The sequence below is a fragment of the Rhizobium sp. 22-785-1 genome (assembly GCF_053521965.1).
The window spans coordinates 206884-219084 of record NZ_JBNWDI010000001.1 but is presented as its reverse complement, the minus strand read 5'-3'; the positions used below and the strand labels follow the sequence as shown (position 1 = coordinate 219084).

11 protein-coding genes are annotated in these 12201 nt (G+C 55.5%); 3 read left to right on the top strand and 8 right to left on the bottom strand.

Annotated features, from left to right (window positions below):
- Positions 1-143: 143 nt before the first annotated feature.
- Together ACQZ5M_RS01065 and ACQZ5M_RS01060 are read right to left on the bottom strand one after the other, a co-directional pair.
- Complete coding sequence (locus ACQZ5M_RS01065) at positions 144-407, bottom strand: hypothetical protein (protein ID WP_296018665.1); 264 nt, start codon at positions 405-407, stop codon at positions 144-146.
- Between the two features lie 91 nt (positions 408-498).
- Positions 499-1959: an SPOR domain-containing protein gene (locus ACQZ5M_RS01060; protein WP_296036506.1), complete on the bottom strand. Its 1461-nt coding sequence runs from the start codon at positions 1957-1959 to the stop codon at positions 499-501.
- A gap of 254 nt (positions 1960-2213) precedes the next feature.
- Here ACQZ5M_RS01060 and ACQZ5M_RS01055 point away from each other — a divergent pair, with 254 nt between their 5' ends.
- Positions 2214-2477 carry a hypothetical protein gene (locus ACQZ5M_RS01055; protein WP_449078912.1) on the top strand — a complete coding sequence of 88 codons (264 nt, stop codon included), beginning with the start codon at positions 2214-2216 and terminating at the stop codon, positions 2475-2477.
- 990 nt (positions 2478-3467) lie between these two features.
- A complete protein-coding gene (locus ACQZ5M_RS01050; RefSeq protein WP_449078911.1) occupies positions 3468-3839 on the top strand; it encodes a hypothetical protein in 372 nt (123 codons plus the stop codon).
- A gap of 173 nt (positions 3840-4012) precedes the next feature.
- On the opposite strand, the gene ACQZ5M_RS01045 is transcribed toward ACQZ5M_RS01050, so the two are convergent.
- The 6 genes from ACQZ5M_RS01045 to ACQZ5M_RS01020 form a co-directional block, all read right to left on the bottom strand.
- Positions 4013-4414 (bottom strand): response regulator, encoded by a 402-nt coding sequence (locus ACQZ5M_RS01045; RefSeq protein ID WP_449078910.1) that lies wholly within the window; start codon positions 4412-4414, stop codon positions 4013-4015.
- A complete protein-coding gene (locus ACQZ5M_RS01040) occupies positions 4386-7814 on the bottom strand; it encodes a CheR family methyltransferase (protein WP_449078909.1) in 3429 nt (1142 codons plus the stop codon). Before ACQZ5M_RS01040 ends, ACQZ5M_RS01045 begins: the two co-directional genes overlap by 29 nt.
- Positions 7815-7816: 2 nt before the next feature.
- Positions 7817-8416 carry a PAS domain-containing protein gene (locus ACQZ5M_RS01035; protein ID WP_296016315.1) on the bottom strand — a complete coding sequence of 200 codons (600 nt, stop codon included), beginning with the start codon at positions 8414-8416 and terminating at the stop codon, positions 7817-7819.
- Positions 8417-8560: 144 nt separating this feature from the next.
- Entirely contained in the window at positions 8561-9394 is an 834-nt protein-coding gene (gene fghA / locus ACQZ5M_RS01030; RefSeq protein WP_449078908.1) for an S-formylglutathione hydrolase, read from the bottom strand.
- Positions 9395-9420: 26 nt separating this feature from the next.
- Positions 9421-10095 carry a DUF1345 domain-containing protein gene (locus ACQZ5M_RS01025; protein ID WP_296074052.1) on the bottom strand — a complete coding sequence of 225 codons (675 nt, stop codon included), beginning with the start codon at positions 10093-10095 and terminating at the stop codon, positions 9421-9423.
- A 6-nt stretch (positions 10096-10101) separates the two neighbouring features.
- On the bottom strand, positions 10102-10548 hold the full coding sequence (locus ACQZ5M_RS01020) for a YaiI/YqxD family protein (RefSeq protein ID WP_296016322.1): 447 nt from the start codon (positions 10546-10548) through the stop codon (positions 10102-10104).
- 148 nt (positions 10549-10696) lie between these two features.
- Here ACQZ5M_RS01020 and ACQZ5M_RS01015 point away from each other — a divergent pair, with 148 nt between their 5' ends.
- On the top strand, positions 10697-12181 hold the full coding sequence (locus ACQZ5M_RS01015; protein ID WP_296100242.1) for a helix-turn-helix transcriptional regulator: 1485 nt from the start codon (positions 10697-10699) through the stop codon (positions 12179-12181).
- Positions 12182-12201: the final 20 nt, after the last annotated feature.

Here is a 12201-nt window from a genome sequence, read left to right as displayed (position 1 = left end):
CTTTTCGGGCAGGAGCACCGTAATTTCAACTGCGCTCATAGCACCCGAAAAAGCCTCCGTCCGACTCATGTTGGACGAGAATGTCGACAAAAAACCCTGCGAAATGTTTGTTTCGCAGGGTTTCTTTTTGAAGGTAGCGTTATTCAGCGCAGACGTAGATGCACCGGAGAGTGACCAAAGCGTCCGTCGATATGAAGATGTATCTTCACTTCCGGCTGGTTGCTGCGCCAGGCGCGAGCGCCATGGCAAAGCAGGAGATTGACGAGATCGCGTGTCTTGTGTCGAGATTTGTTCAGTCCCAGATCGGCAATTTTCATCGCCGCTTCGTGGATCGGATGAAGCACCGACGCAGATTGACTTCTGCCCTTGCTCGACGCGATGTCCAAATAGTTTTCATTGATCGCCATCTGTAAAGCCTCGTTACTCATTACAATTCGAGGAGTGGGGCAGGCCGTGGCGCTGACGTTGCCAAGGCCTTTCCCGGAACAGTGTGTAAACCTACTGGAGCGAAGCCCAGCAGCTGACGCCTTTCTTCTTCAACGCGTTGCATGCATTGACCGCTTGGTTCTGACCGTCAAAACCGCCGAACCGGGCGCGGTACATCTGTGCGCCATCCTTGGTGAAGGCAACCGTGAATGGCTTGGCGGTGCGCAATGCAGGTCCGCCTTTATCCTGCGCTGTCTGAAGCAGGTTGCGCGCGGAATTCTCATCAGGGGAAGCGCCGATCTGGATCACCCAACCCGCAGCGGCAGACGATGCAGCCGGGGCCGATGGTGCTGTGGATGCGGTCACGATGTTGTCTACCTTCGTCGAATTGGTAACGACAGAACGGTCCGGCTTCATGCTGACCGGCGGAACCGGCTTGACAGGCGCCCTAGGACGGGTCGCAACGTCCATGGCAGCAACTGCGGCATTCGCTGTAGAGGGGGCGAAAGCGGACACTGGAGCCTCTTCGCCGTAACGCTGTTGCGGCACAGGACCGGCGTTGGGAAGGCCCGAGGCAGGAGCAGTTGTCGCAACGACTGCGACCGGTTCTTCGATAGGCGCAGAAGGGGTGGCTGCAATAAGGTTGCTGTTACCGCCACGCGACGCCTTCGGCAGATACTCCGCGACGAGTTTGCGCATGGTCGCATCACGAGCCGCACTTGAGCGTCCTCCAAGCACGACAGCCACGATGGAACGACCATCCAGCTGTGCCGAGGTGGCGAGGTTGCTGCCAGCAGCACGGGTGTAGCCGGTTTTGATACCGTCGACACCCTTGACCGTGCCAACGAGGCGGTTGTGGTTACCGATCACCTGCTTGCCGAAGGTGAAGGTTCGTGTGCTGAAATAACCATAATATTGAGGGAAGTGTTGGCGCAGAGCGATGCCGAGACGGGCCTGATCGCGCGCGGTCGTCATCTGCGCGGTGTTAGGAAGGCCGTTCGCGTTGCGATATGTGGTGCGTGTCATCCCGAGCGCACGGGCCTTCGCCGTCATCATTCGAGCGAAGCGCTCTTCGGATCCGCCAAGATGTTCGCCGAGAGCCGTTGCCATATCGTTCGCTGAACGGGTGACGAGAGCGAGGATGGCCTGCTCTACGGTGACAGAACCACCTGCGCGCACGCCGAGCTTGGAAGGAGGCTCCTTCGCCGCGTTTGCAGAAACCGGAACTTTGGAGTCAAGTGTTATGCGCCCGGCACTCAGTGCTTCGAAAGTGAGATAGAGCGTCATCATCTTCGTCAGGGAAGCAGGATAACGCAAGCCGTCAGGATCTTCCCCGTAGAGGACCTTACCCGTCTTGGCATCGATCACGATACCAGCATATTTCGGGTCCGCCTTCGCCACCTGCGTGGCGGAAACGGTCGTTGTCGCCACAGCCGCCGCGAACAGCAAAGCCTTCACAAAAGAGGTCGCGCCCACAGCGCGACCAAGCGCCTCAGATAGTTTTTTCAACACAGTTGAACTCTTCAATCGCATGCCACAGTTCCGTCCGACACGCCCCGCCAGACATTTTCACGTTTCGAACTTTAGTGAGATGACGTTACCAAGTGGTTTATGAATGGTATCCACAGCACATAAAATGCGGCATTTTTCGCTCATTCGGAGGAAGCAGATAGAGTCATTTCAAAATCTTAGGTCGGCTGAGACGCTTCCTTCGAGGATGTGCGACACGATACTATTGAAACGGTCGTGTTGCGCTGTTACCTGATGCTGGAATAAGAGGATGAAGAATGGCGTCTCGCGATCGATACTCCCGTAAGCTCGAATGTTCACGTTGCGGACACAGTGGATTCGCCGAGGCTTCCGAGAAAGACGAGAAGGGGTCCACGGATGTGGACTTCCGGATCGACGAAATGCCGCGTGGGTTCCGAGCCGAGCGTCCATCGACAAACCCAGCAGAATACATGGTCCGCTGCGCTCAATGCGGCAATATCTTCCGCTTTCAACAAAAGACGGCTTATGCACCGGGCGGCGAGCCGCGCGCATCCCGGTGATCCCGATCGCAAGACCACAAGAGAGATTGAGATGAGCCTAGACATGCGGACGGACAAAAACGAGCCGCCTCGGAAACCGCTGTGGCCGTGGCTCCTATTACTCGTTCTCACCCTTCTTGCAATCTACTCGTACCATTGGTTCAATCGAATGGTCGACGACCTGATCGTGAACATGCCGAGTGCTGTTGTGGAGCTACTCGATCAACTGCTGGGTTATGAGGCTCGGCGAGAGCAGCCTCACCCAGATCGGAACTGGCGCATCGTTTCGCCCACGCAGTAAAAGCATCACACAAAAAAGCCCCGCGAAACTGGCGGGGCAGGTTGGTCGCTCGGGGAAAGTTGGGCAATGCCCTTGAGCGATGATCGAGACATATCGCGAACCGGTATTTGGTGCGAGGCTAGATGGCGTCCAAACGGTACTCCGCTATATAAAAATGTCAGCCTTCCCGACCTATTTTCAAAAAAATAACCCGCACAAGGCGGGTTTTTAGTCGAGAGGGGAACGAGAGACTGGGAGGTCTCACGGTTATAAAACGTGCTAATCACCAAGAGGTTGCGTGGCTCAAGATATCTTTTTTAGGCCGTGCCGACAGGCGCTTCAAGAGACGTCGCTATCGCTCCGCAAGGACAGAACTTTTGATTTCCGCTCTTCCTAACCGCAAAACGGTCTCGCGCATGCACCGCATTCCTGAAAGAAAAAAGCCCCACCTTCAAGGCGGGGCGAGGTGTTACCTGATTGGCTCTCAGGACTTGGGAGCTCCTCATGGTGAGGAACGCTGACAAATTAGCGTGCGTGTCACCGGCATAAAAGGTCACTGTGACTATGATCGGTACGCCCAATCAAAAGAAATAATGATATGCCCGCTTGATCCCCGCGAGTGTGGTCTTCGATTTTTTGCCGCATTCATCACCTGTTCAGTGCTGACATGGCACATTCGGATTGCGTTGAGTGGCCAGCTAAGTGCGCCATCTCACCTGGAGAATATCGCCATGAAGAAAGTTCTTCTTACTGTTATAGCAGCGACGCTTGCGACTGGTACCCTGTTTGCCAGCGTTCAGACGGCTTCCGCGCAGTATTATGATGGTCCATACAGGTACGAGCGCCGCGGTCCTCCTCCTCCGCCGCCCTATCGCGACCCACCACGCAAACACCGTCATAACGACACGGGCGCCGTGATTGTGGGCGGCATTGCTGCCGGTCTACTGGGCGGGATCATCAGCGGCGCGATCGCCAATGACAGTGGTCCGCGCTACGTCGAGCCGCCTCCACCGCCACCGCCACGTTGCTGGTTGGAGGACCGCCGGGTGCCGAATTCCTATGATGGTGGCTGGCATATGGAGAGCTTCCGTGTATGCCAATGAAGTATCGTGCGTCCTTTTGGACGCACGATGGCTTTTAACCTACGCATCGCGCTTTGCGACAATCAGGCCTGATGGCAGGTCGCTGCTGTAGGTTACCCATAACGAATGTCGCAAAAAAGCCGGCTCATCCGCCGGCTTTTTTCTCGCCTCATAGGGTTTGAGTGGGCGTTTCGTCACGCCCGGGCGCCTGCCCACTTGTCCAGCTTTTCCCGAGTATCGGCGGGATCTGAGATCCTCTCCAGCTCGCCTAGAAGTTTTCCTGGAAGGCATGGCTTCTGACAAAAGGCGGACGTTGTGTAACGCTGCGCAAGTTGGCGACCATCGGCATGGCCGGAATGGAAGACGAAGGGCACGTTCCGCTCTGCAAGGATATCCGCCACAGGAAACACTTCCCCGTCAATCAGGCGTACGTCAAGCACGGCGCAGGTCGGCGTGTTTTCCTTTAGATAGAGCGTCGATTGCTCGATACTGGCAAATGGCCCTGCGACGTCCCAACCAGCCTCTTCGAAGGTCATTTGGAGATCCAGGGCGACGAAAATTTCGTCTTCAACGATGAGTACCGATTTGCGTGTCATTTAAAACCGAACTTGGCAGAGTAAGAATGTGAACTAGGTTGGAGCCTTCGAGTTTGGTGTCTATCACTCCGCCCAGTTGCCGTGCGGCACTCGACAGCAGAAGTGTCCCAAAACCTTTTTCCCCGAATGCTCCAACGGGCTTTCCAACGCTTTCGTTCCATAACAGATAAATATTTTCGTTGTCTTGCTTCCAGCTGACTTTCAGCTTGCCGTCACTTTGTCCGAGAGCGCCGTATTTCAACGCGTTTGTCGACCATTCGTGCAGTATCAGCGTTAGCGGAGTGATGCATTTCGCCGGAATGGGCAGCGGCTCCTGCGAAATTTCGATACCACCCTTCCGATCGTATGGAGCAAGGATTGTTTTGACCAGTTCCGCTATCTCCACCGGTACAGTGCGCTTCTGGTTCGATGCCAGTGAATGAGCGTTACCGAGCGCAAGGATGCGGCCTTCGACGTCTGACACCAGATCCTGGACCGTCTCATGTTTGCGGCCAGCCATTCTGAGGATGCCGCCAATCATGGCGAAGAGGTTCTTCACTCGATGATTCATTTCATTGAGCATCAGCTCCCGCGTCTCCGCAAGCCTGTACTCGGCCGTCACATCGACGGTAACACCGATGATACGGGGGGCGTCAACATCGCCAACGTAACGGCCGAACACTTTGATCCAGCGCGGCCCATGCTCAGAGCAAAGCTCCGTGGTCATATCGAAACCACCCTGATCCCGCTCGGTCTGCCGAATTGCCTCAAGAACCTGCGTGCGATCCTCTTGTCTGATCTTTGCAAGAAACTCGTGTGTACTGAGGTGATCAGTCGTCGCCTGGAGCAGCTCCTTTGTCGAGCCTCCAAGGATGAACTGCTGTTTTTCCGGCAGGTATTCCCACACACCGATACCAGCAGCCTCAATAGCAAGCTCGTGGCGGTTCTGTTCACGCTGTAGCTGGCTCTCGACGCTCACGGCGTGTGAAATGTCCGCAAGCACGATCGTGGCGCCCGTGATGGTCCCATCCGAGGTTCTGTAGGGGAGAATTCTCAGCGTGAATGTCTTGCGCGTTTCCTCTTGCCAGACGGTGTCCTGGTATTCCACGCCATCGTCCATGACGCTGCGAACGCGGTTGATGTAATCCACTGTCAGCAAACGCATCGTCACGTCGGAAATGGGACGACCGCGATCGCTTGGCTGCAAGGGGAAGATTTCCGTTGCAGCCCGCGTGAAGGAGCGTACACGCAGATCACGGTCGAGAACGATGATCGCGAGACTCGTGGAGTCAAAGAAGTTGCGCAGATCGGTATTGGCAATCGTCAATTGCTCGATCTTGTTCTTGAGCTCATCATTGACAGTGGTGAGCTCTTCGTTTGTCGATTGAAGCTCCTCGTTCATCGACATCATTTCTTCGTTGGAACTCTTCAGTTCCTCATTCGCCGTTTCGAGCTCCTCCGTCGCAGAGCGTAGGCGATGTTTGGCCGATCTCAGTTCGCGCTCAAGCGCCTCCACATGTCCGTTGCTCGGCTCAAGCTCGATGAGATCGCTTTCCTCAAGCGGCGTGAACTGCCGACCGTCCTGGAAGACCAGCAAGAACCTGTCATCATCCAAGGGATCGCAAATGATGTCGGTCGTCAAAGATCCGAATTCGGTGACGACTTCAATCTTGCTGGAGATGACGCGCTTCTTGGCGGTCCGCGCCTGCCGCAGCAGAGGGCCGATCTGTTCCTTGACGCCGGGGCGCGCCAACGAAGCGGCGCTTGTCTCGTTGGAGCGAGACACTGGAAAATCGAAGAAGGGACTCAATTTCCCAAAGGCAGCCATGATCTGCCCTTCGTGATCCAGAAGCATACTGGCGGGCACATATCGTTCAAGCAAACGAGAGACGACGCGTTCATCGTCGTTTCTTGCCGTACCGTTGGGTGCATCCGAGCCGCTGGGTTTGCGGCCTGGATCCTGGCGGCCGCCGGGAAGAGGAATAGGGTAGGTCGGCAGACCGGGTTGCCGTTCGAAGAGTCTTGCTTTCTGGTCGATGCTCGAGAACACGTTTTCGAACCGCCCGACACTCTCGGAGGGGCCCAAGAACAGATAGCCACCCGGCCGCAATGCATAATGAAACAGCGGCATGATCGTTTTCTGCAGCCTGTCGTCGAAATAGATCAGAAGATTTCGGCAAGAGACCAGATCAATCTTGGAAAAAGGCGGGTCCTTGACAAGGCTGTGGCCCGAAAAACGGATCATATCCCGGATCTGACCGACGAAGTTGAAGCGGTCTTTATGAGGAATAATGTAGTGCTCTTGCAGGGAAAACGGAATATCCGCGAGCGCTGCGTTGGGATAGGATCCCGACCTTGCGATCTGCAGCATGCTTTCGTCGATATCCGTTGCAAATATCTGAACATCGCACATCACCTGCTTCTCACGCGCAGCCTCGGCAAAGAGCATGGCAATTGAATAGGCTTCCTCACCACTGGAACAGCCTGGCACCCAGACGCGAATACCGCCGTCACGGCCCTTCTGGCTATCCAGCAGCGGAAGAATCGCCTTCTCACGCAAGACATCGAAAAATTCGCGGTCGCGGAAGAATCGCGTGACGTTGATCAGGAGATCGCGAAAAAGTGCCTCGCACTCCTCCTGATCTTTTTGCAGCCTATGAAGGTAGTCTTTAGCGCGCTCTATCCCGAGAACGTGCATCCTGCGCTCGATGCGACGGATGAAAGTCGTTTTTTTGTAGCCAGAAAAATCGTGGCCGACGGAATTGCGAAGCGTCCTGCACAATTCATCAATGTGCTCTTCAACGAGCGATGGATGTTCATCCGCGAGAACTTTCGTTCGTCTGAAGAAAAAGCCGGAAATGCAGGCAAGAATCTTTTCGGGCGGCTGAATGAAGTCGACGAGCCCTGTGCCCGCAGCGGCAAGCGGCATCCCGTCATACTTGGCGGTCATCGGCTCCTGAGCTACGCACAATCCGCCGTTTTCCTTGACGGCGCGAAGCCCTGTCGATCCATCGGCGCCTGTACCGGACAGGATCACACAAGCCGCATTGCCATTTTGGTCATTTGCGAGCGATATGAAGAAGTCATCGATCGGACGGCGTAGGCCGCGCGGCTGGGCGAAATCGGTCAGTTCAAGCGTGCCGTTGGAGATCGACAGTCCGTGGCCCGGCGGAATGATGAAAACGGTATCCGGCTGGATACGTTCACCCCCCTGACATTGCTTGACAGAGAGCGCGGTGTGTCGGCCAATAAGTTCTGCCAGCATGCTTTCATGGTGGGGATCCAGGTGTTGAACCACGACGAAGGCGAGACCCGTCGGCACCTCGGCATTGCTGAACATCTCACGCAATGCCTCCAGCCCTCCGGCCGATGATCCTATCCCGACAACAGGGACATTCTGAGCTTCTACGCGCTGATCCAAGCTCAATTCCTCAATGTGTCGCCAGATTGATCCTGGTCGTTCTTTTCAAGCTGAGCCAAAGTCAACTTTGCCTGCGCGATGGTAGTGGCAGAGCTGGCAATGGTCGCAAGACTGCCTTCGATGATCACGTTATGGCCTTCCAGCATCGGCTGAATTCCGGCAAGCGTGTTGCCCAACTCGGCGTTGTACTTATCCAGAAGGTCCGGTCTCGTCCGACTGATATCGAATTGAGACGCGAAGATGTATTGCACGTCACTGGACGACGTCAGCTTCGACATGAACAGCAGGTTGACGAAAGGCTTGCCATCCTTGCGAAAATTGATGATTGGCGTGCGAACGCTGGCGGCGCCTTGTCGAGACAGAAACAAATGAATCTTCGCCCGCGCATCTTCGTTCAAGGCGCTTTCGCCAGTCCCGCCATGCTGGAGCATCCGACAGTTCTTCCCGATCACGTCGGCGTCATCGTAACCGGTCAACGTCCGGAACTGCTGGTTCACGAGCACGAGTTCGTTGTCCCCACCAGCATCGGCAAGCGCCAAAGCAACTGTAGAATTTTCGAAAAAGTCCCGTAAGGACGGCAGAACAAAAGGCTTCGGCATCATTTTATCAACTCAATGTATTTGCTTACTTAACTAAGCGAGATTTTTTGTTTTGATAAGGGCAGGCGGAGATAAAGATCACTCGCCGGCAAAAAGGCCCTTACCATTGCGTTGAAAATCCATAATTGCCGATTTTGTTCTATCTCATCAGGCAAGACGTTCAGCGTGCCACTTCAAATGGTCGTCCATGAAGGTAGAGATAAAATAATAGGAGTGATCGTAACGCTCATGAAGGCGCAGTGTCAGCGAGATTTCGGTGCCCTTGATGGCATCTTCGAATAGCCAGGGACGCAGACCGTTTTCCAGGAAACTGTCAGCTTTGCCCTGATCGATCAAAAATTCCGGAAAACGATAGCCGTCTTCCACCAGTGCGCAGGCGTCAAAAGGCCGCCAGGCTGCCGGATCTTCTCCAAGATATTTTTCAAGCGCGGGGCGTGACCAGTCGGCAGAGGAGGGCGCGACGATTGGTGCGAAGGCGGAGCAACTCTTGAAGCGCTCCGGATTTTTCAGCGCGATTGTCATGGCGCCATGACCACCCATGGAGTGGCCGAAAATGCCTTGCCTGCTCATATCGGCACGAAAATGCTGAGCGATCAGGTTGGGAAGTTCTTCCGTGATGTAGCTATACATTTGGTAGTGTTCAGCCCACGGCGCCTCTGTCGCATCGAGGTAGAATCCGGCGCCCTTGCCCATCTGCCAGTTGGTCAGCTCATCGGCCACATCATTGCCTCGCGGGCTGGTATCAGGACATACGATGATGAGGCCGAGTTCGGAAGCAAGCCGGCGGTACTCGCCTTTTTCCATCACATTGGCATGGCTGCACGTCAGGCCAGAGAGATACCAGAGAACGGGGCAGGGCTCGTTGATCGCCTGTGGCGGCACGAAGACGGCGAAGGTCATTTCGCATTTGCATGTCTCGGATTGATGAGCGTAGACGCCTTGCATGCCTCCGAAAGCGGTGTTCTGGGAAATAACCTTCATATGCTCCATCCTTGATAAGTCGAGTATCAACCTGCCAGAGAAACCGCGGCATTGACCGCGGCTGCCACAAGCACCGTATTAAAGAAAAACGAGACGATCGAATGCACAAGCGTGACCTTGCGCATGGCCGTTGTGGTGACGGAAACGTCGGAGGTTTGAGCCGTCATGCCGATGACGACGGAAAAATAGAGAAATTCGTAAATGCCCGGCGCTTCCGTCTGTGGGAAGTCCATCCCGCCTTTGGGGGCCTTCTTGCCACCCTCTGCAGAGGGACGCCAAAACAGATGCGCATAATGGACTGCTGCCATGGCATGAATCGTCAACCAGCCAAGAATGACGGAGGAAAAAGACAGTGCCAGTGATAGTGCGGTCTCACCGGAATGATTGAGCGCCATGAACAGCGACACGATAGCAACGACGACCGCAAACAGGGTGATGCAAATGATAGCGATTGCAGGTAGGTCATCGCTATCGGCATGCGCCTTGAGATGGGCCGCCGTCAGATAGGGAAGCCGGATCGCGAGCAACGACAGGTAGGTGAGGAAAAACGCTACGCCAGAAGATTCGACCGCAAGCTTTGGGATGGTCGCTAGCGTCGCCGCAAGCACGATGCCTCCCAGCACCGCCGCAATCAAAAAAGGTCGATGCCGCGTGTAGAAGGTTATTTTTACCTGTTCTTTCGTCTTCCGCCCTATCGCCATTCTCGATTACTTTTTCGTTCGACGGCACAGCCGATCAAGGGTCTCAAGAAACTGCGAGCGATCGCGTGCGGAGAAGGCGGCGTTGTAGCCCTTGCTTTCGCCCGTTTCGCGCAGATGCGCGCCGAGATCTCGCATTGCCGTTGCCATGCCGATGTTGGTCTGATCAAACACACGACCGGTCGGACCGGTTACCATCGCACCTGCGGCCACACAGCGGCCAGCCAGTGGAACGTCTGCCGTGATGACAATATCGCCCTCACCGGCGCGCTCCGCGATCCAGTCGTCGGCAGCGTCGAAACCGTTAGAGACGATGACATTCTTCACCTTGGGATCCCGAGAAGGCCGCAAGCCGGAATTGGCGACGAAAGTGACATCCAGATCGTGCCGTTCTGCAACCTTCAAAATTTCCGGCTTAACCGGGCAGGCATCGGCGTCGACATAAATCTGCGGCATTAAACGTATTCGTCCTTTGTCGGTCTCCAGAACGCCCATTTGAGCTTTTTTACAGTCTCGCGCAACATGTTTGCACTTGCCTTCGTTTCAAGACGCCTGTCGTCTTCGACAAGTTTCAAGCGATTCCCACCAGAGAGATACGGCAGCTATGACGGATATCGAGCAGTCACCCAAGATCAACCGGCTTGTCTTGCAACAGGTCATTGCGGGCTTGAGCGACGGCCTGATCCTTGTGGAACCGGATGGCAGTATCTCCTGGGCCAATAGATCCGCGCTTGAAATGCATAGGGTGCAGACGCTCGAGGATCTAGGGCAAACAGTGGCTGCGTATCGCCAAAACTTCACATTGCGCTATCGCAACAATCATCTGCTGGATGAGGGCCAATACCCGCTGGAGAGGCTCCTGTCCGGCGAGGAAGTCGACGACGTTACCGTTGAGATATCGCCGGCTTCCGATCTCGACCAGACCTGGGTCCACACCGTGCGCGGTTTGGTAATCGAGGATGCTGGCGCAAAGCCCGATGTGACAATGCTGATTGTTCGCGACGAGACCCCGCTTTACGAGGCGGAGGAGCGCTTCGAACGAGCTTTCAACGCCAATCCCGCACCTGGCCTCATTTGCCGTCTGGAGGACAAGCGCTTCATTCGCGTCAACCAGGGCTTCATGGAAATGACCGGTTTCACCCGCGATGAGATCATCGGTCGAAGTGTCGACGAACTCGGGCTTTTCTCAAACTGCGAGACGGGACAGGATGCGCTCGATCGCCTCGACGACGGGCGCATCATTCGCCACCGGGAGGCTTTGATACCTATTCCCGACGGCGATCGCCTGGTCATCGTTGCCGGTGAAGTGATTGCAGTCGGTGAGGAACCCTGCATGCTCTTTACCTTCGCCGATCTCGATGGACGCAGGAAAGCGCAGAATGCATTGCGCCAGAGCGAAGAAAGGTTTTTCAAGTCCTTCCGGCTCTCACCGGCACCGACCGCCATTTCCAGGCTTGAGGATTTCGTCTTTACCGAAGTCAATGACGCATTCCTGGAACTATGTGGTCGCAAAGAACAGGAAGTTGTCGGCAAGACAGCAGGCGAAATCAAGTTGTGGGACGATGTGAACGCCCGAAAGGACGTTGAGCGACGTCTGAAAAGCAATGTACCGATCCGTGAGGAATCGCTCAGGATGAACCTCAAGGACGGTGGCAGCGCCGAGTGCGTAGTTTCCGCCGAGCGTGTGGAGATCAACGACCAGCAATGTATCATCTGGGCGCTGCAAGACGTGACGGAGCGACGCCGTTCGGAGGACGAGTTGATAGAGGCCATTGAAACCGTCATGGCAGATACTTCCTGGTTCAGCCGCACAGTGGTTGAGCGGCTTGCCGGACTGCGCCAGACCTCCAAGGGGACAGCCCCGACGGCTTCGCTCAGCGACCTGACAGAGCGCGAGGAAGATATTCTGACCCTCATCTGCGAGGGATGCAGCGACAAGGACATGAGCGACAGGTTGAACCTTTCTAAGCACACGATCCGCAACCACATCGCCTCGCTTTACGGAAAGATCGGCGTCAATCGTCGGGCGGCAGCCGTCATCTGGGCGCGCGAGCGCGGGTTTAGCGGACGCAAATTGCGTAAAGGCTGAAATTTTTGCTGATTTCATTG

What these genes read in the sequence shown, in the direction of transcription:
- ACQZ5M_RS01045 (WP_449078910.1), bottom strand. Translation starts at nt 4,414, where the DNA reads ATGACACGCAAATCGGTACTCATCGTTGAAGACGAAATTTTCGTCGCC.
- ACQZ5M_RS01015 (WP_296100242.1), top strand. Translation starts at nt 10,697, where the DNA reads ATGACGGATATCGAGCAGTCACCCAAGATCAACCGGCTTGTCTTGCAA.
- ACQZ5M_RS01035 (WP_296016315.1), bottom strand. Translation starts at nt 8,416, where the DNA reads ATGATGCCGAAGCCTTTTGTTCTGCCGTCCTTACGGGACTTTTTCGAA.
- ACQZ5M_RS01060 (WP_296036506.1), bottom strand. Translation starts at nt 1,959, where the DNA reads ATGCGATTGAAGAGTTCAACTGTGTTGAAAAAACTATCTGAGGCGCTT.
- fghA (WP_449078908.1), bottom strand. Translation starts at nt 9,394, where the DNA reads ATGAAGGTTATTTCCCAGAACACCGCTTTCGGAGGCATGCAAGGCGTC.
- ACQZ5M_RS01050 (WP_449078911.1), top strand. Translation starts at nt 3,468, where the DNA reads ATGAAGAAAGTTCTTCTTACTGTTATAGCAGCGACGCTTGCGACTGGT.
- ACQZ5M_RS01065 (WP_296018665.1), bottom strand. Translation starts at nt 407, where the DNA reads ATGGCGATCAATGAAAACTATTTGGACATCGCGTCGAGCAAGGGCAGA.
- ACQZ5M_RS01055 (WP_449078912.1), top strand. Translation starts at nt 2,214, where the DNA reads ATGGCGTCTCGCGATCGATACTCCCGTAAGCTCGAATGTTCACGTTGC.
- ACQZ5M_RS01025 (WP_296074052.1), bottom strand. Translation starts at nt 10,095, where the DNA reads ATGGCGATAGGGCGGAAGACGAAAGAACAGGTAAAAATAACCTTCTAC.
- ACQZ5M_RS01020 (WP_296016322.1), bottom strand. Translation starts at nt 10,548, where the DNA reads ATGCCGCAGATTTATGTCGACGCCGATGCCTGCCCGGTTAAGCCGGAA.